Source organism: Gemmobacter sp. LW-1 (assembly GCF_001303875.1).
Lineage (GTDB): Bacteria > Pseudomonadota > Alphaproteobacteria > Rhodobacterales > Rhodobacteraceae > Gemmobacter > Gemmobacter caeni.
In genome coordinates this window covers 1-25,611 of record NZ_LJSC01000056.1, presented here as the reverse complement: position 1 = coordinate 25,611, position 25,611 = coordinate 1, and the positions used below count along the sequence as shown (strand labels likewise).

At 64.9% G+C, this 25,611-nt stretch carries 15 protein-coding genes; 5 read left to right on the top strand and 10 right to left on the bottom strand.

The features are described from left to right. Nucleotides 1-19: 19 nt before the first annotated feature. From AO684_RS17340 to xdhA, 8 genes are all read right to left on the bottom strand, one after another. Entirely contained in the window at nucleotides 20-1,303 is a 1,284-nt protein-coding gene (locus tag AO684_RS17340; RefSeq protein ID WP_054303989.1) for an NAD(P)/FAD-dependent oxidoreductase, read from the bottom strand. A gap of 142 nt (nucleotides 1,304-1,445) precedes the next feature. Then, entirely contained in the window at nucleotides 1,446-2,531 is a 1,086-nt protein-coding gene (locus tag AO684_RS17335; protein ID WP_054303988.1) for a BMP family ABC transporter substrate-binding protein, read from the bottom strand. A gap of 52 nt (nucleotides 2,532-2,583) precedes the next feature. Continuing rightward, nucleotides 2,584-3,513, bottom strand: coding sequence for an ABC transporter permease (locus AO684_RS17330; RefSeq protein ID WP_054303987.1), 930 nt, complete (start codon nucleotides 3,511-3,513; stop codon nucleotides 2,584-2,586). After that, nucleotides 3,513-4,595 (bottom strand): ABC transporter permease, encoded by a 1,083-nt coding sequence (locus tag AO684_RS17325; RefSeq protein ID WP_054303986.1) that lies wholly within the window; start codon nucleotides 4,593-4,595, stop codon nucleotides 3,513-3,515. The genes AO684_RS17330 and AO684_RS17325 overlap by 1 nt, the downstream gene beginning before the upstream one ends. Nucleotides 4,596-4,667: 72 nt before the next feature. Further along, a complete protein-coding gene (locus AO684_RS17320) occupies nucleotides 4,668-6,209 on the bottom strand; it encodes an ABC transporter ATP-binding protein (RefSeq protein ID WP_054303985.1) in 1,542 nt (513 codons plus the stop codon). Next, nucleotides 6,206-7,144: a xanthine dehydrogenase accessory protein XdhC gene (gene xdhC / locus AO684_RS17315; RefSeq protein ID WP_054303984.1), complete on the bottom strand. Its 939-nt coding sequence runs from the start codon at nucleotides 7,142-7,144 to the stop codon at nucleotides 6,206-6,208. The genes AO684_RS17320 and xdhC overlap by 4 nt, the downstream gene beginning before the upstream one ends. Then, nucleotides 7,137-9,557 (bottom strand): xanthine dehydrogenase molybdopterin binding subunit, encoded by a 2,421-nt coding sequence (xdhB, locus tag AO684_RS17310; RefSeq protein WP_054303983.1) that lies wholly within the window; start codon nucleotides 9,555-9,557, stop codon nucleotides 7,137-7,139. Before xdhB ends, xdhC begins: the two co-directional genes overlap by 8 nt. Next, complete coding sequence (gene xdhA, locus AO684_RS17305; protein ID WP_054303982.1) at nucleotides 9,554-10,951, bottom strand: xanthine dehydrogenase small subunit; 1,398 nt, start codon at nucleotides 10,949-10,951, stop codon at nucleotides 9,554-9,556. Before xdhA ends, xdhB begins: the two co-directional genes overlap by 4 nt. 211 nt (nucleotides 10,952-11,162) lie before the next feature. Between xdhA and dnaE the strand changes: the two genes are divergently transcribed. Together dnaE and AO684_RS17295 are read left to right on the top strand one after the other, a co-directional pair. Next, nucleotides 11,163-14,669 (top strand): DNA polymerase III subunit alpha, encoded by a 3,507-nt coding sequence (dnaE, locus tag AO684_RS17300; RefSeq protein ID WP_054303981.1) that lies wholly within the window; start codon nucleotides 11,163-11,165, stop codon nucleotides 14,667-14,669. 27 nt (nucleotides 14,670-14,696) lie between these two features. After that, nucleotides 14,697-16,235, top strand: a complete 1,539-nt coding sequence (locus tag AO684_RS17295) for a phospholipase D family protein (protein ID WP_054303980.1) — start codon at nucleotides 14,697-14,699, stop codon at nucleotides 16,233-16,235. Between the two features lie 70 nt (nucleotides 16,236-16,305). Here the strand turns inward: AO684_RS17295 and AO684_RS17290 are convergent, their stop codons facing one another. After that, nucleotides 16,306-19,410, bottom strand: a complete 3,105-nt coding sequence (locus tag AO684_RS17290) for a calcium-binding protein (protein WP_054303979.1) — start codon at nucleotides 19,408-19,410, stop codon at nucleotides 16,306-16,308. Nucleotides 19,411-19,647: 237 nt separating this feature from the next. Here AO684_RS17290 and AO684_RS17285 point away from each other — a divergent pair, with 237 nt between their 5' ends. Continuing rightward, a complete protein-coding gene (locus AO684_RS17285; RefSeq protein WP_054303978.1) occupies nucleotides 19,648-21,816 on the top strand; it encodes a hypothetical protein in 2,169 nt (722 codons plus the stop codon). Between the two features lie 51 nt (nucleotides 21,817-21,867). Then, complete coding sequence (locus tag AO684_RS17280; RefSeq protein WP_054303977.1) at nucleotides 21,868-22,581, top strand: response regulator transcription factor; 714 nt, start codon at nucleotides 21,868-21,870, stop codon at nucleotides 22,579-22,581. Here AO684_RS17280 and AO684_RS17275 read toward each other — a convergent pair. After that, on the bottom strand, nucleotides 22,574-25,093 hold the full coding sequence (locus AO684_RS17275; protein WP_054303976.1) for a cation:proton antiporter: 2,520 nt from the start codon (nucleotides 25,091-25,093) through the stop codon (nucleotides 22,574-22,576). The genes AO684_RS17280 and AO684_RS17275 overlap by 8 nt on opposite strands. Nucleotides 25,094-25,204: 111 nt before the next feature. On the opposite strand from AO684_RS17275, the gene AO684_RS17270 reads away from it, so the two are divergent. Next, the coding region (locus tag AO684_RS17270; RefSeq protein ID WP_304437871.1) for a sugar-binding domain-containing protein at nucleotides 25,205-25,611 on the top strand (407 nt) is incomplete at its 3' end.

The following is a 25,611-nucleotide window of genomic DNA, read 5'->3' as shown; positions in this document are numbered from 1 at the left end:
CTTGAAGCCCCCCTTTCGGTCAGCCTTTCTGTGGCGCCTTCAGCTTGTCGATGCCCAACATCTTCATCGCGGCTTTTTCGTAGTAGGGCTCTGACGTGCCCTTGCGCAGCTTGCGGATGAAGTATTTCTCGAAGCCGATCTTGGCCAGATGCACCCATTTGCCACTGGAGGACCAGTTGACGTTGCGCGGCGGGATCTGCGGCTGCGCAACAAAGGCAATGCCACTGTCACCGAAATCGGCCAGACATACGGCATTCCAGGTGCCAACCTGATCCGGCTCTTTCCCGCGCACCAGATTGCCGATGTTATGCGCCGTCGCCGTCACCATACTTTCGATCATGAATCCGGTCTTGGGCACGCCACAGGGCACCGGCGTCGGCCCCATCGGCGGGATGGCGACGCAAACACCGACGGCAAAGACATTGGGGAATTTCGGGTTGCGCTGATACTTGTCGACGATGGTGAAGCCACGCGGGTTGCTCAGCCCCTCAATTCCCGAAACCGCCGGGATGCCGCGGAAGGCGGGCAGCATCATGGCAAAGCCGAAGGGCATGTCCTTCTCGGCCTTCACGCTGCCATCGTCGGCGATTTCCTCGACGATCATCTTGCCGTCCTCGACCTTCTTCACCCGCGAGGAGGTCATCCATTTGACGTGCTTGCCGCGCATCTCGGATTCCAGCAGACCCTTGGTGTCGCCCACCCCGTCCAGCCCCAGATGCCCGACATAGGGTTCCGGGGTGATGAAGGTCATCGGCACCTGATCGCGGATCTTGCGGCGGCGCAGTTCGGTTTCAAGGATGAACAGAAACTCATAGGCCGGGCCGAAGCAACTTGCCCCCTGCGCGGCGCCGACGATGATCGGGGCGGGGTTTTTGCAGAATTCCTCGAACCGTTCGCGCGCCTTCAGCGCGTGATCGACGTGGCAGACCGACTGCGTATGCCCCTCGGGGCCAAATCCCTCGATCTCGTCAAAGGCAAGCTCGGGGCCGGTGGCGATGACCAGATAGTCATAGCTGACCGAGGTGCCGTCGATCAGGTCGACGCGGTTTTCCTGCGGATGCACCTTCTCGGCGGCGACGGGTTTGAAGGCAATCCCCTTCTTCGCCATGGTCGGGGCGAGATCGACCGTGATGTCATCCCGTTCGCGCCAGCCCACCGCGATCCAGGGGTTCGAGGGCACGAAGTGATAGGTCGGCTCTTTGGTGATCACGGTCACGGTATCTTCCGGCCGGATCTGATCTTTCAATTCGTAAGCCATGATGGCGCCGCCAAGTCCCGCGCCCAGAACGACGATATGAGCCATGCCTGACTTCCTCCCGATTTGCATGCTGGCGCATACAACATATAATCATATATGAATTTGACAAATAAAAACTTCGGCGCGCCAGACAAAAGGCCCGCCAGAACGGCGGGCCTTTCCGGGTCTTTTCGTCGCAGGGGCGCGATTACTTCGGAATATCGCCCTTGATGCCCTCGACATAGAAGCCCATGCCCAGCAAGTCGCCATCCGGCGCGGTCTGCCCTTCGGCCAGCCAGGCAGAGCCGTCCTGCTTGTTGATCGGGCCGGTGAATGGATGGTAGGTGCCCGCCGCGATATCGTCGCGCAGCTTTTCGGCCTCGGCCTTCACATCAGCCGGAATCGCATCGGTGATCTCGCCAATCTGCACCTCGCCGCCGGCGATGCCTTCCCAGGCATCCTGCTGTTCATAGGTGCCATCCATCAGCGCGCCAACGCGCTTGACGTAATAGGGCGCCCAGTTGTCGATGATCGACGACACGCGCGGGCTGGGCTTGTATTCGGTCATGTCCGAAGCCTGACCGAAGCCGATGACCTTGCCGCCTGCCTTGGCAGCCTCGGCCAGCGGCGCGGTGGAATCGGTGTGGCTGGCAATGACATCCACGCCCTGCTCGATCATCGCCTTGGCGGCATCGGCCTCTTTCGCCGGGTCGAACCAGGTGAAGGCCCAGACAACGGTCAGTTCGACATCCGGATTCACCTTCTTGGCATGCAGGTAATAGCTGTTGATACCCATGATCACTTCGGGGATCGGGAACGAGCCGATATAGCCGATCTTGTTGGTTTTGGTCATCCGGCCCGCGATGACGCCCTGCACCGCCCGGCCTTCATAGAAACGCGCGTTGTAGGTCGAGACATTGGGCGATTCCCGCTTGAAGCCGGTGGCATGTTCGAACTTCACGTTCGGGAATTTCTTCGCCACCGCATTGGTCGGGTCCATATAGCCGAACGAGGTGGTGAAGATGATGTCGCAGCCACCCAGCGCCATCTGGGTCAGCACACGCTCGGCGTCCGCGCCTTCGGGCACGTTTTCCTGCCAGGCGATTTCCACCTTGTCACCATAGGCTTCCTGCACGGCAAGCGCACCCTGATGGTGCTGATAGGTCCAGCCGCCGTCGCCGATCGGGCCGACATAGACGAAGCAGGCCTTGGTCTTGTCCTGAGCGGAGGCCGCGCCGCCGAAGGCCAGCGAAAGGCCCAGCGCCGCCGTGGCAAGAAGATGTCTGCGGTTCATTCGGTTGCTCCCTGTAGCATCGGGCATTGCGCCCGGGTTGATCGTGGCCGGCTCAACGCGCGGCGTGGAAATTCTGACCAAGGCTCGCCGGCGCGTTCAGCGCCGCCCGGCCCCGGCCCGAGGACATGATGACCAGCACGAGAATGGTTATCAGATAAGGCGACATCGACAAGTATTCGACCGGAATGCCTGAACCCGCCGCCTGAAGATTGAGCTGGAGCACCGTGATGCCGCCGAAAAGCCAGGCCCCCAGCAGCACGCGCCACGGACGCCAGCTCGCGAAGACCACGATGGCCAGGGCGATCCAGCCCGCGCCCGCGGTGATACCGTCGGTCCACTGCGGCACGCGCACGAGGCTGATATAAGCGCCGCCCAGACCCGCCATGGCACCGCCGAACAGGATGGCCAGCACCCGGATGCGCCGCACCTTGTAGCCCAGCGCATGTGCCGCTTCGTGGCTTTCGCCCACGGCGCGCAGAATCAGCCCGCCCCGCGCATTGCGCAGGAATATCCAGACTGCCGCCACCGCCAGAACCGACAGATAGACCAGCGGGTCATGGCCAAAGATCACCCGGCCGAAGAACGGGATGTCGGCCAGCGGCCCGAAGGGCACGGCGCCGGTATGCGGCGGTTTGATCCCCACATAGCCCTGCCCCAGCAGCGACGACAGCCCCAGCCCGAACAGCGTCAGCGCCAGACCCGAGGCCACCTGATTGGCCTGCATGACCTGCGTCAGCAGCGCGAACAGCAGGCTCAGCCCGGCCCCCCCCGCCGCCCCGCCCAGAAAGCCCAGCGCCGGGCTGCCGGTGACGACGGCGGTGATGAAGCCGCAGACCGCGCCCATGATCATCATCCCCTCGACCCCGAGGTTCAGAACGCCCGCCTTCTCCACCACCAGCTCGCCGGTAGCCGCCAGAAGGATCGGCACCGAAGCCACCATCAGCGAGGCGATCAGCAGAGCAGGATCAATACCTCCGAACATCAGCGCACCTCCTTGCGGGCGGGAACGATACGGAAATTGGTCAAGAGGTCACAGGCCAGCAGGAAGAACAGAAGCATTCCCTGAAACGCCTGAATGGCTGCCGACGGCAGGCCAAGGTTGGTCGAGGCCATCTCGCCGCCGATATAGGTCAGCGCCATCAACAGCCCCGCGAACAGGATCCCCACGGGGTTCAGCCGCCCGAGGAAGGCCACGATGATCGCGGTGAAGCCGTAGTTCGAATTGAAGTCGATGCTGATCTGCCCGGCCGGGCCGGTGACCTCGAACATCCCCGCCAGACCGGCCAGCGCCCCGGCTATGCCCAGACACATGACGACAAGACGGTTCGGGCTGACACCCGCAAAACGCGCGGCACGCGGGGCCTGCCCGGCCAGCTTGATCTGGAAGCCAAGGATATGGCGCTGCAACAGCACATAGGCCGCGACCACAGCTCCCAGTGCCGCGACCCCGCCCCAATGCAGGCCGGTGCCCGCGATCAGTTCGGGGTTGGCCGCCGCCGGATAGCTGCTGAAATTGCGGCTGCCGGGGAAACCCGCGCCGTCGGGGTTGCGCAGAAAGCCGGTGGAAGCCATGGCCAGCACGGTTTCCGCCACATAGACCAGCATCAGCGAGACAAGGATCTCGTTGGTATTGAACCTTGTCTTCAGGATGGCCGGGATCATCGCCCAGACCCAGCCACCAAAGGCCCCCGCCAGCACCATCACCGGGAAAATCAGCCGGCTTTCGGTCGGATAGGCCGCAAGCCCCACGGCAGCGCCGCAGATCGCACCCATGATATACTGGCCCTCGGCGCCGATGTTCCAGATCCCGGCGCGGAAGCCAAGGCTCAGCCCCACCGCAATCAGGATCAGCGGCCCGGCCTTCACCAGAAGCTGCCCGCGCAGATACCAGGCGAATTCACCGAACAGCGGGTCCCAGAAGATCGTGCGGATCGCCTCGAACGGGTTCTTGCCCAAAGCCGCGAACATCAGGCTGCCCGCCACCATGGTCAGCGCCACCGCCAGAACCGGCGTGGCCCGGCCCCAGAAGACCGAAGGCGAAGGCCGCTTTTCCAGCTTCAGCATGCGCTGCCCTCCGTCGCCGCGCAAATTCCTTCAAAGGAATTTGCAATTTTCTTGCAAGAAAATTGCCCGCTCTCAGCCCGCATGATGCGCCACCTCCATCCCGTGCGCGCCGCCCATCATCAGGCCAATCTCGTCGATGGTCAGGCCCTGCACCGGGCGCGGCTTCGTCAGCCGCCCCTCGTTCAGAGCCGCGAAACTGTCTGCGATTTCCAGCAGTTCATCCAGATCCTGACTGATCACCACCACCGCCGCGCCGCCGCAGGCACAATCAAGGATCGCCTGCCGGATCGCCGCCGCTGCCGCTGCATCCACCCCCCAGGTGGGCTGGTTGATCACGATGACCTCGGGGCTTTGCAGAAGCTCCCGCCCGACGACGAACTTTTGCAGGTTGCCCCCCGACAGCGCCCGCGCCGCAACATGGGTGCCGGGGGTGCGCACATCGAAACTTTCGATGATCTTCTCGGCAAAAGCCTCGGTGCCGCGCCAGTCGATGAAACCGCGCGCTGTCAGCCCCTGCCGCACCGCGCCCGACAACAGCGCATTTTCCGTCAGCGTCATATTGGGCGCCGCCGCATGGCCCAGCCGTTCCTCGGGGGCGGAAACCAGCCCCGCCCGACGCCGGTCCGTGGGTCCAAGATCCCCGACGGGCTTGCCATGAATGCGCACCCGGTCCGGTGCCACCCGCAATTCGCCATTCAGTGCCAGCAGCAATTCGTCCTGCCCGTTGCCCGCAACCCCGGCGATGCCCAGCACCTCGCCCCGCGCCACGGTGAAGCTGATCGCCTTCAGGCTGGTGCCGAAGGGGATGGGCGAGGCGACCGACAGGTCGCTGACACCCAGCGCCACTTCGCCCTTTTCCGTCGCGCGCCGCTCCGGCGGAGTCAGCGTTGCACCTACCATCATCTCTGCCATTTCGCGCGCCGTGCTGTCGCGCGGAATGCAGGCACCGACCACCTTACCCCGCCGCAGTACCGTCGCCCGGTCGCAAAGCGTGCGGATTTCCTCAAGCTTGTGCGAGATATAAAGGATCGAGGTGCCCTCGGACCGCAATTGCCGGAGCGTCTGGAACAGAATCTCCACCTCCTGCGGGGTCAGCACGCTGGTCGGTTCATCCATGATCAGCAGCTTCGGCGATTGCAGCAGGCAACGAATGATCTCAACGCGCTGCCGCTCACCCGCCGAAAGGTCGCCCACCATGCGCGACGGATCCAGCGGCAGGCCATATTCCTCGCTGACAGCGCGGATGCGCGCGGCCAACTCCCGCATCGGCGGCGGGGTTTCCATGCCCAGCGCCACATTTTCCGCCACGTTCAGCGCCTCGAACAGCGAAAAATGCTGGAATACCATCGCGATACCCGAAGCCCGAGCCGCACTGGGCTGCGAGGGCGCAAACGGCGCCCCGCGCCAGATCATCCGCCCTGCATCGGGCTTCACCAGCCCGTAGATCATCTTGACCAGCGTGGATTTCCCGGCGCCATTCTCGCCCAGAAGCGCATGGACCTCGCCTTCGGCAATGGCGAAGCTCACGTCGCTGTTCGCCACCACCCCGGGATAGGCCTTGGTCACGCCCTCGATGCGCAGCAGATCGCCCGCGCCGGTTTCAGCTGCCGTCATCCCGCCATCCCCCTGCGCTTCCCCTGTTCGCCGGCGCCTTTCAGCAGCGCGCTTGCCATGCCTATTGCTATGGCTTGCGGATGCTTGCCAAGGCTCTTGTCGCCTATCGGACAGGCAATCCGTTGAATTTCCGTATGCAAATGCCCCAGATCGTGCAGTCGTGCCCGGAATCGCGCCGCTTTCGTCGCTGATCCGATCACCCCCAACGAGGCGAAACCATGCGCCAGAATGCGGTGACACAGTTCCAGATCCAGCGCATGCGAATAGGTCAGCACCAGATGCGCCGCGTCGCGCGGGGCATGGGCGACCAGCAGCGCCGGATCTGCCACCGGCACCGCCGTCACCCCTTCGGGAAACGTGGCCGGAAAACGTTCGGGCGCGGTATCGACCCAGGTGATCGCCAGATCGGGCAGCGGCGCCAGAACCGACACCAGCGCCCGCCCGACATGCCCGGCGCCCCAGACCCACAAGGGCCGCGCCGGAACCGCCACCGGCTCGACAAACCAGCCCTGCACCAGTTGCGGCGCCGGGGTCACGCCGCTGCCGCGCTGCGCCGCCAGCAGCCGCTTCACTGCCAGAGGCATCGCGCTATCGGTTGCAGCGGGGCGGGCAAAAACCCCGTCCGGCAAGGCATCACCCGGCGTGAACCGCTCAAACAGCAGCGCCACGGCGCCGCCGCAGCACTGCCCGATTGCAGGCCCCAGCGGCCAGCGACCAAAGCGCCGCACCCCGGCACCCGCCAGCATCTCCCCGGCGATGCCGGTTGCCAGATGTTCCAACGCGCCGCCGCCGATGGTGCCCGCCTGCCCGCCGCGCCAGACCAGCATCGCGGCGCCAACCTCACGCGGGCTGGAGCCCTTCACCTCGGCGATGACCACCCGCACTACGGTTCCCTGTGCGGCCAGCGCCGCCTGAAGCTCCGCGCGGTCAAACATCGCCCACCTGCCGCCGCACCGCCGCCAGCACCCGCTCTGCCGTGGCGGGCGCATCAAGCGCCGGATAGGCGGACCCGTCGCCACAGGCTGCTACCGCATCCGACAGCGCCATCAAGGCCGAAATCCCCAGCATGAAGGGCGGCTCGCCCACAGCCTTGGACCGGCCCACCGTCTCCTCCCGGTTGGGGCGGTTCCACAGCGCGACATTGAAGACCGGCGGGCGATCAGAACAGGCCGGGATCTTGTAGGTGGAGGGCGCATGCGTCATCAGCCGCCCCTTGCCATCCCAGACCAGTTCCTCGGTCGTCAGCCAGCCCGCGCCCTGCACATAGGCGCCTTCCACCTGGCCGACATCAATCGCCGGGTTCAGGCTGGCCCCGGTGTCATGCAGGATATCGGTGCGCAGAATGCGGTTCTCGCCGGTCAGCGTGTCGATCACCACCTCGGTCACCGCCGCGCCATAGGCGAAATAGAGGAACGGCCTCCCCTGCCCCTTCACCCGGTCCCATTGCAGTTTGGGCGTGGCATAGAACCCCGTTGCCGACAGGGAGACCCGCGCCTGATAGGCCCATGCCGCCACCTGAGCAAAGGCGAAAGCCTCGCCCGCCACGCGCACCGAGCCGCCTTCGAAACGGACCTGCCCCGGCTCCACCCCGAACTTGCCGGCCATGAACGCCGCCATCCGGTCACGGATCGTCAGGCAGGCGGCCTGCGCCGCCATCCCGTTCATGTCGCTGCCGGAAGAGGCCGCCGTGGCCGAGGTATTGGGCACCTTCGCCGTATCCGTCGCGGTGATCTTTACCGCCGCCACATCCACGCCGAATACGCTCGCCGCCACCTGCGCAACCTTCAGGAAGAGCCCCTGCCCCATCTCGGTGCCACCATGGTTCAACCGGATCGAACCATCCTGATAGACATGCACCAAAGCCCCGGCCTGATTGAGCCAGGTGAGCGTGAAGGAAATCCCGAACTTCACCGGCGTCAGCGCGATGCCGCGTTTCAACACCGGCGATCCCGCGTTCCACCGCGCGATCTCGGCCCGCCGCGCGGCGTAATCCGATGTCCGCTCCAGCTCGTCCAACATGGCTCGCAGACAGAAATCCTCGACCGGCATGCCGTAAGGTGTGGCCTGCACCACCGCTTTCGGAGAATGGGTCCCGCCATAGCGATGCCCCGTCCCCGGATTTTCGGCCCTGAACACCCCCGCCGTCATTTTCTGTCGGGAAATATCCTCGGGGGGGCCGGGGGGGGCAGACAGCCCCCCCTCCGCAGCCTCCGCATAGAAATTCCGCCGCCGCACCGCGACCGGGTCCAGCTTCAGCGCATGGGCGACGTGATCCACCACCCGCTCGATCCCCACCACGCCCTGCGGCCCGCCGAAACCACGATAGGCGGTGTTCGACTGGGTATTGGTGCGCAGCCGGTGGCTTTCGATACGGATATTTTCAAGGAAATAGGCGTTATCCGCATGCAGCATCGCCCGATCAGCGACCGGCAGGCTCAGATCCTGGCTCCAGCCGCAGCGGAACAGATGGGTGAACTCCACCCCTAGGATCCGCCCCGTCGCGTCAAACCCGGCGCGATAGCCGATCTTCAGGTCATGCCGCTTGCCGGTGATGACCATGTCGTCATCGCGGTCATAGCGCATCTTGCAAGGGCGCCCCGTCGCATGCGCCGCCATGGCGCAGGCGATGGCGAGGTGATTGCCCTGGCTTTCCTTGCCGCCAAAGCCGCCGCCCATGCGGCGCACTTCGACCCGCACCGCGCTCATCGGCAGATGCAGGGCATGCGCGACCTTGTGCTGGATCTCGGTCGGGTGCTGGGTGGAACTGTGGACCACCATATCTCCGCCCTCTTGCGGCAGGGCCGCCGCGACCTGGCCTTCCAGATAGAAATGCTCCTGCCCGCCGACCTCGAACTGCCCTTCCACCACCTGCGGCGCCTTGCCGATCGCCGCCGCCGCATCGCCCCGCGCCCAGATGACCGGGCCCTGTTCAAACCGGCTGTTCGCCGCCAGCGCATCCTCGACCGTCAGCAGCGCCGGGCGTTCGTCATAGCTGATCCTGCCCAGGCGTGCAGCCTTGCGCGCCGCCAGATGGCTTTCGGCCACCACCAGAAACACCGGCTGGCCGACATAATGCACCTCACCCGTGGCCAGAAGCGGCTCGTCGCCCAGCGAGGGCGAGCAATCCGGCATCTCTGGCCAGTCTTCGGCGGAAAACACCGCGATCACGCCGGGGGCGGCCCGGACCGCCGACAGGTCCATCGCGGTGATCGCACCATGGGCACAGGTCGAAAGGCCGAAGGCCAGATGCAGCGCATCGGCAGGCAGCGGGATGTCATCGGTGTAGCGCGCGGCCCCGGTCACATGCAGGGCGGCGGCATCGTGCGGAAGCGGTTTGCCGATGCTCATGCCCGCACCTCCAGCACATCAACGCCTGCGCCGCTGGCCTCGTGCCAGTAGCGGAGCGCCATATTGCCCGCCGTCTCCAGCCGGTAGGCAGCACTGGCGCGCATGTCGCTGAGCGGCGTGAAATCCTGCGCGGCGGCGGCGCGGGCAGCCTCGAAGGCCGCACGGGTGAAGGGCTGTCCGATCAGCGCCGCCTCCATCGCGGTCGCGCGTTTGGGGATACCCGCCATGCCGCCAAAGGCAATGCGGGCGCCCGTGATAGTGCCGCCCGCAACGGTGAGGTTGAAGGCGCCCAGCACGGCGGAAATATCCTGATCGAAGCGTTTCGACAGTTTCCAGACCCGCAGCCCCGGCGCAGTGGCGGGGATGGCAATGGCTTCAACGAATTCGCCGGGCTGGCGATCCTGCTTGCGGTAATCGAGGAAGAAATCTTCCAGCGCCATCTCGCGCCGCGCGGTGCCCCCGCGCAGATGCAGGGTCGCGCCCAGTGCGATCAGCGCGGGCGGGCCGTCCCCGATGGGCGAGCCATTGGCGATATTGCCGCCGATGGTCGCGGCATTCCTCACCTGTTCGCTGGCGTAGCGGGTCAGCATGGCGGCAAAGGCCGGATGCGGCCCGGCCATGGCGGCGCGCAGGTCGGTCAGGGTGACCCCCGCGCCGATGCGGATGAAGTCGCCCTGCGCCTCGATCCGCTGCATTTCAGCGATGCCGTTCAGGAAGGCGACCTGCGGCAGGTCACGCAACTGTTTGGTCACCCAGAGGCCGACATCGGTCGCGCCTGCGACCAGCGTCGCGTCGGGGTGGGCGGCATACCAGTCAGCGAGTTCATCGGTGGTTTCGGGGCGGAAAGCGCCGGGGGCTGTCTGCCCCCGGACCCCCGAGGATATTTGTGCCAAGATGAAAGCGCGGTCGTCTTCCATCCATGCCGGAAGTGGCTGGCCCTCGGCCGCCTCGGCCGCACGGATGATCGGGGCGTAGCCGGTGCAGCGGCAGAGGTTGCCCGCCAGAACCACATCGTGATCCTTGCGGCCCTGCGCATGGGCGGCAGCCATCGAGGCGATGAAGCCCGGTGTGCAGAAGCCGCACTGGCTGCCATGATGATCAACCATGGCTTGTTGCACGGGGTGCAGCGTGCCGTCGGGCGCGGCAATGGCCTCGACCGTGCGCACCGCCTTGCCGTGCAGTTGCGGCAGGAACAGGATGCAGGCATTCAGCGCGCGCGGCCCATGTTCATCGGTCACGATCACCGTGCAGGCGCCGCAATCACCTTCATTGCAGCCTTCCTTGGTGCCGGTCAGGCCCCGATCCTCGCGCAGATATTGTAAAAGGGTGCGCGTCGGGCTGGTTTCACCCAGGCACACCGGCGTTCCGTTCAGCAGAAACGCTACTCCGGTCATCGGTCGTCCTGCCGCGTTACCCCCTTGGCCCGGTTTGCCCCCTCCGATGCGGCGTAAGAGGGGCGGCCTTGTTCTGGTTCTTTATAGATGACCCCAAGGGCCCGTCGTCTGGCAAGCATTACCTTTTTGCGTTTTCCAAAAGCAGTTACAAGAAATGCCGAAGAATGTGGCACCCTTTCCGGCCGGACGCCGACAGGCTAGGCTATCAGGCATGAGCGATCCAGTCCGATTCATCCACCTGCGTGTCCATACCGAATATTCGCTGCTGGAAGGCGCGGTGCCGGTGAAAAAGCTTGTAGGGCTTTGTGCCGCGCAGAACATGCCCGCCGTGGCGGTGACCGACAGCAATGCCATGTTCGCCGCGCTGGAGTTTTCCACCATTGCGAGCGGCGCCGGGGTGCAACCCATCGTCGGCTGTCAGGTCAGTCTTGCCTATGAGACGCCCGCGCCCGGGGAAAAGCCGAAGGCGCCTGCTCCCGTCGTCCTGCTGGCGCAGGACGAGACGGGATACGGCAATCTGATGAAGCTGAACTCCTGCCTTTATCTTGATCAGGGTGGGCAGTTGCCGCAGGTGACGCTCGCGGATCTGGAGACGCATGCGGCGGGGCTGATCTGTCTGACTGGCGGCGCCGAGGGGCCTTTGGGCAAGATCCTGCAAACCGGCAACCGGGGCCGGGCCGAGGCTTTGGCCGAAAGGCTCGCCGCGATCTATCCGGGGCGGCTTTATGTCGAATTGCAGCGCCACCCCGGCGAAGGCGGGCGGCTGATGGCAGCCGAAGCTGCGACCGAGCGTGGCTTTGTCGAGATCGCCTATGACAAGGGCCTGCCGCTGGTCGCCACCAATGACGTCTATTTCCCGAAATCCGAGATGTACGAGGCGCATGACGCGCTGATCTGCATTGCGGAAGGCGCCTATGTCGATCAGGCAGAGCCGCGCCGGCGGCTGACGCCGCAGCATTACTTCAAGTCCGAAGCCGAAATGTGCGCGCTGTTCGCCGATCTGCCCGAGGCGTTGGAGAATACCGTCGAGATTGCAAAGCGCTGCGCCTTCAAGGCCGCGAAACGGGCACCGATCCTGCCTCGCTTCGCCGATGACGAGGTGGAGGAACTGCGCCGTCAGGCCTGGGCGGGCCTGAAGGCGCGGCTTGACGTGATCCCCCATGCCGCGCCGGTCGAGGAATACGAGGCACGGCTGCAATTCGAGCTCGACATCATCGAGCGGATGAAGTTCCCCGGCTATTTCCTCATCGTGGCCGATTTCATCAAATGGGCCAAGGCGCATGCCATCCCGGTCGGTCCGGGGCGGGGGTCAGGTGCAGGCTCTCTGGTAGCCTATGCTCTGACCATCACCGATCTTGACCCGCTGCGTTATGCGCTGCTGTTCGAACGCTTCCTGAACCCGGAACGGGTGTCGATGCCGGACTTCGACATCGACTTCTGCATGGACCGCCGCGAAGAGGTGATCCGCTATGTGCAGGAACGCTATGGCCGCGACAAGGTGGGGCAGATCATCACCTTCGGCGCGCTTCTGTCAAAGGCCGCCGTGCGCGATGTGGGCCGCGTCTTGCAGATGCCTTACGGGCAGGTGGACCGGCTGTCGAAGATGATTCCGGTCGAGGGGGTGAAGCCGGTCAGCATCCAGAAGGCGCTGGCGGACGAGCCACGCCTGCGCGAGGCGGCCAAGGCCGAGGAGGTGGTGAAGCGCCTGCTGGATTACGGCATGCAGATCGAGGGCTTGCTGCGCAACGCCTCCACTCACGCCGCCGGTGTTGTGATCGGCGACCGGCCGCTGGATGCGCTGGTGCCGCTGTATCAGGACCCGCGGTCGGACATGCCCGCCACCCAGTTCAACATGAAATGGGTGGAAGCCGCCGGTCTGGTGAAGTTCGACTTTTTGGGTCTGAAAACCCTGACGGTGATCCAGAATGCCATCGACCTGATCCTTGGCACCGGGCGACAGTTGCATGAGGCGCCGGACGGTACGCGGCTATACGAGCCGAAGCCGGGGGCCGAGAATGACATCGGCCATATCCCGCTCGATGACAAGGCGACCTACGATCTCTATTCGCAGGCCAAGACGGTTGCGGTGTTCCAGGTCGAAAGCTCGGGCATGATGGATGCGCTGCGGCGCATGAAACCCACCTGCATCGAGGATATCGTGGCGCTGGTGGCGCTGTATCGTCCCGGCCCGATGGAAAACATCCCGGTCTATTGCGAGGTGAAGCACGGGCTGCGCCCGCTGGAAAGCCTGCATCCGACCATCGACCCGATCCTCGCCGAAACCCAGGGCATCATCGTTTATCAGGAACAGGTGATGCAGATTGCGCAGGTTATGGCGGGCTACAGCCTCGGCGGCGCTGATCTTCTGCGCCGCGCCATGGGCAAGAAGATCGCCGAGGAGATGGCCAAGGAGCGCCCCAAATTCATCGACGGCGCCAAAGCGACCCACAACATCGATGCGAAGAAAGCTGGTGAGGTCTTTGACCTTCTGGAGAAATTCGCCAATTACGGCTTCAACAAATCCCACGCCGCCGCTTATGCCGTGGTCAGCTATCAGACGGGTTGGCTGAAGGCCAATCACCCTGTCGAATTCATGGCTGGCGTGATGAACTGCGATATTCATCTGACCGACAAGCTGGCTGTCTACAAACGCGAGCTGGACAAGCTGTCGATCCCGGTGGTGCCGCCCTGCGTGAACCGCAGCCTTGCCACCTTCAGCGTGACAGGCGGCAAGGTGGTCTATGCGCTTGGCGCGCTGAAGAATGTGGGCGTCGATGCGATGGGCCTGATCGTTGCGGCGCGGCGCGGGCCGAACGGCGCGGACAAACCCTTTGCCACGATCTTCGATTTCGCCCGCCGCGTGGATCTGAAGCGCGTGGGCAAGCGCCCGCTGGAGATGATGGCGCGGGCGGGCTGTTTCGACATGCTGGACCCGAACCGCGCGCGGGTGTTCGACGGGCTGGACGGGTTGGTCGCCTATTCGGCAGCGATCCACGAAGCCAAGACCTCGGCCCAGGTGTCGCTTTTCGGCGAGGCAGGATCGGACATCCCCGAACCGCGCATGGCCAACCGTAATGACTGGCTGCCGGTCGAACGGCTCGCGCAGGAACATCAGGCCATCGGCTTTTACCTGTCCGGTCACCCGCTGGATGATTACATGGGTCCGCTGAAGCGCAAGAAGGTGCTGACGCTGGCCGAACTGACGCTGGCTTGCGAAAATGGCCCGGTGGCGGCCAAGATCGCGGGGTCCGTTTCCTCGAAACAGGAACGCAAATCGGCCAAGGGCAATCGCTTCGCCTTTGTGCAACTGTCTGATCCGACGGGGCTTTACGAGGTCACAGTGTTTTCCGACACGCTGGAACAATGCCGCGATCATCTGGAACCCGGCATGAATGTCGTCCTGACGGTCGAGGCCAATCTGGAAGGCGACACGCTGAAGCTGCTGGCGCGTTCGGCCCAGCCGATCGACAGCGTGGCGGCGGAAGCCGGTGGGACCAATCTGCGCATCCATCTGGATCAGGCCGAGGCGGTGGCCTCGGTCGCGGCCCTGTTCGCGCGGGTCGAGGCCGGGCGCTCCAGAGGCCAGATCACCCTGACCGTGGCCGATGCCGAGGGGCGCGAGATCGACCTGACGCTGCCGCAGCTTTACCCGGTTTCACCGCAGATCAAGGGCGCGATCAAGGCGATGCAGGGCGTGGTCATGGTGGAAGAGGTCTGAGCGGCCTCGCCAAAGCCGGAGGGGACGATGGGAATATTGCGGTTCGTGGTCAAGCTGGCGCTGGCCTGCGCCGCGCTTGTCCTGCTGGCGCGGCTCGCTTTTCCGCTGCCCGCGCTGGACGGACGCAGCGAAACCCGCGCCCTGCCCGCCGATCCGGCCAGCCCGCTGGCTGCGGCGCTGCTGCCTGATGCCAGCGCGCATCCGGGCCTGACCGGCATCCGCCCGCTTCATCACGGCGCCGAGGCCTATGCCGCCCGGATGCTGCTGGCCCGCGCCGCCACCCGCAGCATCGACGCCCGCTATTACATCTGGCAACGCGATCTGACCGGGCTGCCGCTGCTCGACGAATTGCGCGCTGCGGCCGAACGCGGGGTGCGCGTCCGGCTTCTGGTGGATGACAACGGCACACCTGATCTGGATACCGAACTTTCGGCGCTGAACGCCCTGCCGATGGCAGAGGTACGCATCTTCAATCCATTCACGCTGCGCAGTCCCCGGCTGCTGTCCTATGCCTTTGACTTTCCGCGCCTGAACCGGCGCATGCACAACAAGAGCTTCACCGTCGATGGCGTCGCCACCATCATCGGCGGGCGCAACATCGGCGATATTTATTTCTCGCGCGCGGCAGATACCCAGTATTCCGATTTCGACCTGCTGGCGTCAGGTGCCATCCTGCCCGAGGTCGATGCCGATTTCGATGCCTACTGGAACAGCGGCTCGGCCTATCCGCACGAGGCGCTGGTCACACCACCCAAGGATGCAGCGGCACGCTTTGCCTCGGCTGTGGCGACCGCGCGCGCGGCGCCTGATGCGGCAGACTACAACGCCGCGCTGCGGGACACCCGTCTGGTCGGAGATCTGCTGGCCGGACGGCAGTTCCTGGACTGGGTGCCGGTGCAGATGGTGTCTGACGACCCGGCCAAGGGGCTGGGCCCGGTGGCCCCCGAGGCGCTGATGATCGGCCGGCTGGCCGCGATCCTCGGGGCGGCGGAACAGCGGCTGGATCTGGCCTCGGCCTATTTCGTGCCCGGCCAGCGCGGGGTTGAGGTGCTGACCGGCCTTGCAGCACGGGGCGTGAAGGTCCGCGCGCTGACCAATTCGCTGGAGGCAACGGATGTCCTGCCGGTCCATGCCTCTTATGCCAAATATCGCAAGGCCCTGCTGGAAGGCGGAGTCGAAGTGTTCGAGCTGAAACGCAGCCCCGCCTTGGCCGAAAGCGCCGAACAGCTTGGCCTGCTGGGCAGTTCGGGTGCCAGCCTGCACGCCAAGACTTTCACGCTCGACGGCGACCGGGTCTTTGTCGGTTCGTTCAACTTCGATCCGCGCTCGGTTTTTCTGAATTGCGAGATGGGCTTCCTGATCCGCAGCCCGGCGCTGGCCGCTGCGATGAGCCAGAGCTTCGACAGCAATCTGGGCGATACCGCCTGGCGCGTGACCGAAGGCTCCGAAGGGCTGGTCTGGTCCGATGGCCATGGGCAGGCCCTGACCGACGAGCCTGGCAGCAGCCTGCCCCGGCGTATCGCACTGACGCTGATCGGCCTGCTGCCGATTGAATGGATGATGTAGCAAAGAAAAAGCCGCGCGAGAGAGGGGATCCCCGCGCGGCTTTCATCGCCCGTAACGCTGTGTCAGCCGCTCAGAACAACTCGAAGTCGTTCATCGTCAGTGTGCTGACACCGCGCAACTGGGCAATGAACTCGGCTTCGGCCACATCGCCCTTGCCGTCGGGATCGAACCAGAGCCGCCCGTTATCGGTTTCGAACAGGATGGTCGGGCCCGTTGTCTTGGCGACAGGATTGGCCCCGGTCACCAGCTCGAATGCGGGTTTTTCAAAGGCATAGATCCCGAAGGCATAGCCCTGAATGCCCAGCTTGTCAGAGCCGCGCGTGAAATCGGTGATGATATCGCCCTGATTGCCGTCGCGGTTGAGAATGAACATGTCATTTCCGGCACCGCCGGTCAGCCAGTCGTCGCCGGTGCCGCCGTCCAGCGTGTCATTGCCCGCGCGGCCATCCAGCGTATCATCGCCGTAACCACCGTTGAAGTAGTTGGCTTTGCTGTCCCCGCTCAGCCGGTCCTCGTTGAAGCTGCCGTGAACGCGCTCGATGTTCTTGACGGTCAGGCCCTTGGCCAGCCCGTCATTCTGCGACTGCTTGGCCAGGTCGAGGATGACGCTGCCGTAGTAGCCCGAGAACTGGAGCGTATCGGTTCCGGCGCCGCCGTCGAACACGTCCTTGCCGGTCATGTCGCTGCGCCACAGCGTGTCATCGCCATCGCCGCCGTACAGCTTGTCGTTCCCGGCGCCATCGGTCAGCGTGTCGGTGCCGCCCCGGCCCACCAGCGTATCATTGCCGTTGTAGCCGTTCAGGATGTCCACGCCCTCGCCGCCGGTCACGTTGTCCTTGCCGGCGCTGCCGTAATATTGCAGCGCCTCGAAGCCCGAGATTTTCGTCGCGGCATCAAGCTTTTGCGTGGCTTTTCCGATGTTGAGCGAGAAATTCCCGGTCTCGCTGGTCAGGTAAAGGACCAGCGTGTCGAACCCGCTGCCGCCGATGGCGGTGGCGCCCAGACCCATCGTGATGACATCATTGTCGGCGCCGCCGTCCAGCACATCGCCGGTTTCCCGCGCGCCCGTGACGCTGCCGCCGGTAAGATAATCCATCCCCGAGCCACCGTAGAGCTTGTCGACACCCGCCCCGGCGTCCAGCCGGTCACTGCCGGCGCCGCCGTACAGCTTGTCATTGCCTTCGCCGCCGCTCATCGTATCGCCATTTGCACCGCCGGTCAGGACATCATTGCCCGAACCCGAGGTGAAATTGACGGTCTCGAACCCGGTTACCTTGATACGGCCGTCCAGCAGCGATTTCGTCTTGCGGATGTTGAAGATGATGTCGTCGGTCTGGTCCCCCAGAGACAGGCCGATAGTATCCACACCGGAGCCACCGTCCGCCACCATCCGCCCAAGGCCATCGACCCGCATCGTCAGTTGCAGGTTGTCATCCCCGGCGCCCAGCTTGACGCTGCCGCCGATCGCATATTCCTCAATCGTCGGATAGTATTCGGACAGCGCCACATAATCGTTGCCACCACCGGCGTCGATCTTGTTGGTGCCGTAATTGTCGTTGATCCAGTCGTTGCCGTCGCCGCCGATGAGCGTGTCATTGCCCTCGCCGCCGTCCAGATTGTCGTCGCCTGCCCCGCCGTTCAGGCTGTCGTTTCCGGCATCGCCGCGCAGGTAGTCGAACGAATTCTTGGTGCCGGAAAGCGTGTCATTTCCGGCGCCGCCGCTCAGGTTGACCGATTCCAGCGCGCCGACCTTGACGAACTTGTCATTGCCCGAGCCGAAGCTGGCGCTGACCGTCTCGATCCCCTTGAACACCGAACCGCCGGTCAGTGTGCCGTTCTTGCCGGTGAAGGCCATCACCAGATCACGGGTGTCGGTATAGTTGCCCATCGACAGCGTATCGCGCCCGGCGCCGCCATCCACGGTATCCTTTTCGGCGGAATCGACGGCAAGGAAGTCATCGCCCGCGCCGCCATAGATCTTGTCGTTGCCACCATAGGCATAGATGAAATCGTTGCCACTGCCCGAGTTCAGAACATCACTGCCCGAAGTCGCATACAGCGTGTCATTGCCGCCCAGCGTGGTGAACTTCAGGCCCTGCCCCTGATTGGAGGCTTGCAGGTTGTAGTTCTCGAACCCCGAATATTTCGTGCCCCCCGGCAGGGTCACGGTCTTGCCCGATGCCTTGGCGGTGAAATTGTCCGTCACCTGTTCGAGGATCAGCGTGTCGCTCCCTGCCCCGCCGATCAGCGTGTCACGGTCGGCACCATAGCGCAGGCTCACAGTGTCATCGCCCGCCCCGGCGTTGATCAGGTCGTTGCCCTCATCACGGTAGAAGACGTCGTTACCCGCGCCGCCATACATCGAGTCATTGCCCAGCCCGCCATCGAACGTGTCGTTCGAAATGCCGCCGGTCATCTTGTCGTTGCCCTCGCCACCGTACAGCCAGCCCGCAAGCCCGCCATTCAGCGTATCGTTGCCAGCGCCGCCATCCAGGAGGTTGGCCCCCTGCTGGCCATCAAGCCGGTCGTTGCCTTCGCCGCCGCGCAGCGTGTCATTGCCCATGCCGCCCAGCAACGTGTCGTTGCCAAGCCCGCCTTCAAGCGAGTCATTGCCACCGGCGCCATTCAGACGGTCATGACCGTCGCCGCCATACAGGAAGTCATAGAACATCCCGCCGGTGATCTTGTCGTTCTGCGACGTGCCGGTGATGTTGAACACATCGACCCATGTCACGGATACCCCGCCGGTCAGCGTCTGGGTCTTGATCCAGTCCCCGATGGTCAGCGAGACTTTGCTGCCGCGCGACGAGTAATCAAGATACATCCAGTCGAGGCCCGAGCCGCCATCGATGACATCTCCGGCGTAATCCGAAATCGGCTGACCATACCCGCCGATCGTATCCGATCCGCTGCCCCCGAAGATGCGGTCCTTGCCCGCGCCGCCGGTCAGGATGTCTCCGGCGCTGTCGCCGTAAATCACATCATTGCCCGCCTCGCCGTTCACCACATCGGTGGCAAAGCCGCCATAGACGGTATCGTTGTCATCGCCCGCCAGGATGTTGTCGTTGCCGAAGCCGCCGAACACCTTGTCGTTGCCCGCATAGGCAAGGATCTGATCGGACTCGTCCGTTCCGTAAATCGTGTTTTTCTTGTCGTCGCCGGGCAGGTAGGCCATGGTCAAACCCCGATTGAAAATTTTCTCTGATATGCCGCATCTCGCAAGGTAAACACATCCCCTGTTCAGGGGATATGCCCCGGAAAGGCCGCGCAAAAGCCAAAGTCCGGGTTCAGCGGGTTGCAGGGTGTCTTTCCTGCGCTATGGTCTGAAACGGGGACAGGCAGGGGCGGATTTTGCCGGGGGAGACGAGGATTTTGCGCATGGAGCCAGAACGACTTCCCGCAGGGTTGCGGGATGCATGAGCTGCGCACCCCTGCGTTGCGGCTGCTGGCCGCCTGCGTCGGCATCCTGCTTCTGGCGCTTGCCGTGCTGGCCCTGCGCGAAAGCCTGCCGGACTACAGTCTGAGCGTCCAGACCGATGGCAGCCGCATTTCTGTACTTGCGCCGGACGGGGCGATTGAGGTCCGCGCGCTGGGGCCGCCCACCGGGCAGGCAGGCGCGCCCGTCCTGCTGACACCGGATCTTCTGGTCGAAGACCCCGACATGCTGAGCAGCTATGCCGGTTTCCGTGCCCTGCTCGCAGCGCAGGGCGAGATGACTGCCCTGACCACGCAGGCCACCGCTGCCGGACAGCCGTTGCGCCTGCATCTGGAGAACGGCGACGAGATCGACCTGCCCGTCACGGCTGAAACCCCGCTCCGGCACCTGCCCGCGATGTTCTGGGTCCAATGGGCGGTCGGGATCATCGTTCTGGCCATCGCGGCCTTCCTTCTGGTCCTGCGCAGCGGCCGCAATGGCCGCCAGCAAAGCGAGGGGCTGGGCGGCTTCGTGCTGGCCGGGGCCGGGGTGGCGACGGCGGCTTTCACCGCTTCTGTCTATGGTACGCGCGAGTTGTCCATCGACCCGGATCTGCTGTGGCGCCTGAGCATCGTGAACCACATCGGCACTTTCGCCTTCGGGGTCGGCATGATCGGGCTGTTCGCGCGCTACCCCCGGCCCGTTCTGGCGTCGCGGTGGGTCCGGGCAGTGGCGGCGCTGGCCGCTGTCAACGAAATCGCCTATCGGCTGCAACTTCCGCCCTATGACCTGATCAAGCCGCAGGTGCTCATCGGGGTGATGTTCCTGACGATCCTCGGGCTGATCCTTGCACAGCTGCGCGCCACGCGGGGCCATCCCGCCGACCGCGCCGCCCTGCGCTGGCTGGGGCTGTCGGTGCTGCTGGGCTCGGGCGTTTTCGTCCTTATGGTCTCGTTGCCTTCGCTGATCGGGGCGGAAACGATCCTGTCACAGGGGCTGGCCTTCATCCCGCTCTGCGCGATCTATGTCGGCGCCGCGCTTGCGCTGGCCCGCTATCGCCTGTTCGATCTGGACCGCTGGGCGCTGCGGGTGCTGTTCAGCCTTGCAGTCGTCGCGCTGATGATCGTGGTCGATACGGTCTTCCTGCTGACGCTGAGCCTGTCCGGCCCGGCCTCGCTGGCCTCGGCCGTGGCGCTGGTGGGGCTGGTGTATTTTCCCATGCGAGATCTGGTCTTTGACCGCTGGCTTGGCCGCCGCCGCCCTGATCTTGCGGCACTGTACCGCGATACTTTGTCCGTGGCCTTTCAGCATGGCGGGCAGGCCAAGGCAAATGCCTGGCGCGGTGTGATGGAACGGCTGTTCGCGCCGCTGCGGGTCGAGGCGCTGCCCGCGCCGGTGACCGGCGCCCTGCTGGAGGACGAGGGGCTGGCGCTGGTCATCCCAGGCCCCGAGGGCACGCCCGCCCTGCGTCTGGGCTATGCCGCCGCCGGACGACGGCTGTTCAACGCCGAGGATCGCGCACTGGCCGATGAGCTTGCCACGCTGGCCGAAGCCGCGGGCCGCGACCGCGTGACCTATGAAACCGCCGTCGCCCGCGAACGCCAGCGCATCGCCCGCGACCTGCATGACGATGTGGGGTCGCGCCTTCTGTCCAGCCTGCATGCCCGCGACGACGGCCAGCGGCAGGATTTCCTGATCGAAGCGCTGTCAGACCTGCGCCAGATCGCCACCGGGCTGGCCGGGCGCGAGGTGACGCTGCCGCTGCTGATCGGCCAGTTGCGCGCTGAAAGCCGCAGCCGGGCCGAGGCGCTGGACCGGCGCCTGATCTGGCCGCCGGGCAGCGCCGACGAAGCCGAGATCCCATTGCGCTATGACATGCAGCGCAATCTGACCGCCATCCAGCGCGAGGCCCTGAGCAATGCGCTGACGCATGGCGCCGGGAATATCAATGTCACCGCCACCTGTGACGGCCAGAGCCTGCACCTGTGCCTTGTCAATGCGCTTTCCTCTGCGGATCGGCGGGCAGAAGGCCCCCATCGTGGCAATGGCACCGGCAACATGCGCAACCGGGCAGAGGCGCTGAAAGGCCGTCTTGAGGCCGGTCCGACAGAAAATGGCCATTACCGGATGGAACTTTACCTTCCGCTGAACGCTGATATTTCTTGAATACCTGAGTTTTCGCCCCACAAAGTCATTTTACGCCGATAGACAGGACCAATGAACCAGAGCCGCGACGCAGACCTTTCCAGATCGCTCCGCACGGACGGGGCTGTTCTGCATGCGCTGGTGCTGGACGATAATCGTGAAACCCGGAACTGGATCTGCGAAACCCTTCAGGTCACGCTGCCGGGTGCCATGATCAGCACCGCCTCCACCTGTGCCGAGGCTGTGACGGCGCTGTTTCACAGCGACACGCGCTTTGACTTCGCACTGATCGACCTCGACCTGCCGGACGGCCACGGCATCGACATCATTCGCGCGATCACCCGTGACCTGCCCGAAACGCTGCCGGTGGTCATCACCATCTTCGAGGATGACGCCTCGCTGTTCGACGCGCTGGCGGCGGGGGCGATGGGCTATATCCTCAAGGGCGTGAAGGCCGCGAGCCTTGCCGACCAGTTCCGCCGGATCGCAGCCGGAGAGCCGCCGATCTCGCCCCGCATCGCCCAGCGCATGATCGCCCATTTCCAGGCCCAGGCAAAGGCGCTGCGCCCTGCCGAGGTGCCGGGCCAGCCCGATGTGGCACTCACCCAGCGAGAGCAGGAGGTGCTTCGCCTTCTGGGTAAGGGCTTCACCGGCACCGATATTGCCGCCACGCTGGGGATCACGCCCAACACCTGCGCCTCGCATACGAAGTCGATCTACCGCAAGCTCAACATCTCCAGCCGGGCTGAAGCTGCGCTGGCCGCCAGCCGGCGCGGGCTTATCTGACCGGGGCCGCCTCGGCAGGGCCAAGCCGCGCCGCCGCCTCCATCAGGCCACGGCGGGCGGTGCTTTTCTCCACCGCTTCGCGCAGCGTCTCGTCCCGCGACAGAAGATCAAGGAACCGCGCCTCATCCAGCGTCAGCAGCGTGCAATGCGTAATCGCCGTGACCTGCGCCCGGCGCGGCCGGTGGGTCAGGATGCCCAGTTGCCCGAACATCTCGCCCCGGCCCAGACGTTCCACCTGCCCGGCGAATTCGACCTCGACCGCGCCGGAGGCGATAAAGAACACATGCCGCGCCGGATCGCCCTTGCGGATCAGCACATCGCCCGGCTGGGCATAGACCGTCGCGACCCGCTTCTGCACCATGCGCAACTGTGCCGCATCCAGCCCCGCCAGCGCCGGCATCTGCCGCAACATCGCGCTTTTCTGCACCGCCAGATCCAGCCGGGGCCGCCGGTTCAGCCGCCGCCGCGCCCCGCTGAGCGACTGGCGCAGGGTCATGTGCAGCTCGCGCCCGATCAGCCCGTCTTCGAGCAGCGTGTCATATTCCCGCTCCTCCAGCCGCAGGGCAAGACGGCGGATGAAGCGTCGCTCCATCTCCTCGGCATAGCCAGGGTATTGCAGGCGCAGCGCATCCAGCGCCTGTTCCACCTCCTCCTCGCGCTGGGTCAGCAGGCGATGCAGAAGGTCGGCCACACGGCGGCCATGGATGCGACGGATCTTGCTGTCGATATAGCCGTGCAGATCCTTCAGAAGGATACGCTGGTTTTCAAGGATTTCGAAGCGGTGCGCGGTCAGAAGCGCCAGAAGCCACGGCACGCGCAGCCGGTTGTTCATCCAGACGCCCAGCCGGTGCAACCGTCCGCGCCCCAGCGCCCGCCGTGCGGCGCGGCGATAGCCGGTGCGCCCGCCCGCCCGCGTGCCTTCCATCAGCCGGTCGGCGTCGGTCAGCATCTGTTGCGCACGGCCGGGGCTGATCTCCTGTTCGCGGAACGCCTCCAGCACCAGATCGCGCTCGCGTCCGGCAAGGGCCAGCAGGCCCAGCGTGATGCGGTCCTTCTCGCCGATATCGGAACTGGCATCCGCAAGCTCGACCGCCTGATCGAGACGGGTGGCAAAGCTTTTCGCCTCGGCGCGCGCGATATCGCGGCTCAGGCCATGCTCTTTCACGCTTTCAGACACTTCCTCGCGGACGTTCTGAAGGGCGACAGCGATGACCTGCCGGGACAGCGCGACATCCAGCGGGGCCAGCTTGGCCAGCCCCAGCTTGCGGATCAACAGCCGCAGCGTGGTGCCCTGCATGAACAGGGTGAACAGCGTAAATCCGGTGGCCAGAATGCCAACCTCGCGGCGGATATCGACCGGAACGCGCAGGTTCTCGGTCACTGCCAGTGCCAGCGCCAGCGTGACCGCTCCGCGCAGCCCGCCCCAGAGGATTGCCACGCGATAGGGCTGATCCACCTTCGGCGACAGGCGCAAGCGTGCAAGCAACGGCAGCAGCACCCACAGCATCAGCATCCGCGCCACCGTCGCCGCCACCACCACGACCAGCACCAGAAACAGGTCGAACGGCCGCGCATCCGCCATCAGCCGCGGAATGAGCAGCGAGGCCAGCACGAAAATCAGCGCCCCCGCCCAGTGCGCCAGCAAGTCCCAGACCTCGCGCAGGTTGGTCCAGGCACCGGGCGACAGCCGTCCAGGCCCGGCCCAGTTCAGCGTCATGCCCGCAAACACAACCGCCACCACGCCCGAGGCACCCAGCAACTGATCGGCAATCAGATAGGTCGCATAGGGCACCGCGACCGACAGTGACAGTTGCGCCAGCGGCCATGCGGCCAGCATCACCATGGCGAACAGCGCCACCTGCGCCACGATCCAGCCGGTGAGCATCCCGCTGGCCACCTGCACCGGCAGGCCGATGAAGGCGTCATGCAGCGTCGGGTTCGGCACCCCTGCCATCACGAAGGTCAGGAAGAAGCCAAAGAGCGCGATGGCCGCCGCGTCGTTCAGAAGGCTTTCGCCCTCGACGATCCGCGCCAGCCGCTGCGGCGCGGCCAGTCCCCGGAAGATGCTGACCACCGCCGAAGGATCGGTGGTGGACACGATGGCACCCACCAGAAAACAGGCCAGCACCGACATCTGGCTGAACGGCACCAGCGCGCCGCCGACAAAGGCCGTTGCCGCCAGAACCGCCAGTACCGCCATCACAAGGATCGGCACCCAGTCATCCAGCATCCGCCGCAGATCGAGCCCCAGCGCCACCTGAAACACCAGTGTGGGCAGCAGCGCGTAAAGGAAGACACTGGACCGGATGGGCAGTGCCAGCAGCGCCGAAACCTCCTCAGGCAGGCGTGTGCCCATCGTCGCGGTCAGGGTCGCGGCCCCGGCCCCCAGAAGCGCACCGATGGCCGCAAGGGCCACCGTATAGGGCAGACGCAATCTTTCGGCCACAGGCTCGGCCAGGGCGATCACAACGAACAGGAGCGCCACGGCGGCGATGATGAGGATGATATTCATGAAACCAGAATAAGCTCATGGCCGGAAAGGCAAAAGACCGATCACGCAAAGGTTGGCTCACCAAAGGTTACAAATGTTGCCTTATCCTGCAAATGATGTATTTTTGCGCATATGAGCGACCGCAGCCCCTATTCCGCGCGCCTGCCGGCGGATGAAAACCGCGACCACCTGATGATTCAGGCGGCGAAGCTGTATTATGACCTCGACCGCACGCAGGCTCAGGTGGCGGATGAGCTGGGCCTGACCCGCTGGCAGGTTGGCCGTCTGCTGGCCGAGGCGAAGGCGGAGGGCGTGGTCAGGGTGGAAATCGTGCCGCGCGCTCGCCGCGCGACGGGGCTGGAGGCCGCGTTGCAGGCCCGGTGGGGCCTGCGCGAGGCGCTGGTGGTTCCCATGGGCGGCGTGACCGACCCCGACATGCTGAACGAAGGCATCGCCCAGGCCGCCGCGCGCTGGCTGGTGGCACTGACACCGAAACCGGCGCTGATGGGCGTCAGCTGGGGCCGCACCATGGCGGCGCT

Excerpts from the sequence above, each read along its gene's own strand:
- AO684_RS17340 (WP_054303989.1), bottom strand. The coding sequence starts at position 1,303 with ATGGCTCATATCGTCGTTCTGGGCGCGGGACTTGGCGGCGCCATCATG.
- AO684_RS17335 (WP_054303988.1), bottom strand. The coding sequence starts at position 2,531 with ATGAACCGCAGACATCTTCTTGCCACGGCGGCGCTGGGCCTTTCGCTG.
- AO684_RS17330 (WP_054303987.1), bottom strand. The coding sequence starts at position 3,513 with ATGTTCGGAGGTATTGATCCTGCTCTGCTGATCGCCTCGCTGATGGTG.
- AO684_RS17325 (WP_054303986.1), bottom strand. The coding sequence starts at position 4,595 with ATGCTGAAGCTGGAAAAGCGGCCTTCGCCTTCGGTCTTCTGGGGCCGG.
- AO684_RS17320 (WP_054303985.1), bottom strand. The coding sequence starts at position 6,209 with ATGACGGCAGCTGAAACCGGCGCGGGCGATCTGCTGCGCATCGAGGGC.
- xdhC (WP_054303984.1), bottom strand. The coding sequence starts at position 7,144 with ATGTTTGACCGCGCGGAGCTTCAGGCGGCGCTGGCCGCACAGGGAACC.
- xdhB (WP_054303983.1), bottom strand. The coding sequence starts at position 9,557 with ATGAGCATCGGCAAACCGCTTCCGCACGATGCCGCCGCCCTGCATGTG.
- xdhA (WP_054303982.1), bottom strand. The coding sequence starts at position 10,951 with ATGACCGGAGTAGCGTTTCTGCTGAACGGAACGCCGGTGTGCCTGGGT.
- dnaE (WP_054303981.1), top strand. The coding sequence starts at position 11,163 with ATGAGCGATCCAGTCCGATTCATCCACCTGCGTGTCCATACCGAATAT.
- AO684_RS17295 (WP_054303980.1), top strand. The coding sequence starts at position 14,697 with ATGGGAATATTGCGGTTCGTGGTCAAGCTGGCGCTGGCCTGCGCCGCG.
- AO684_RS17290 (WP_054303979.1), bottom strand. The coding sequence starts at position 19,410 with ATGGCCTACCTGCCCGGCGACGACAAGAAAAACACGATTTACGGAACG.
- AO684_RS17285 (WP_054303978.1), top strand. The coding sequence starts at position 19,648 with ATGCATGAGCTGCGCACCCCTGCGTTGCGGCTGCTGGCCGCCTGCGTC.
- AO684_RS17280 (WP_054303977.1), top strand. The coding sequence starts at position 21,868 with ATGAACCAGAGCCGCGACGCAGACCTTTCCAGATCGCTCCGCACGGAC.
- AO684_RS17275 (WP_054303976.1), bottom strand. The coding sequence starts at position 25,093 with ATGAATATCATCCTCATCATCGCCGCCGTGGCGCTCCTGTTCGTTGTG.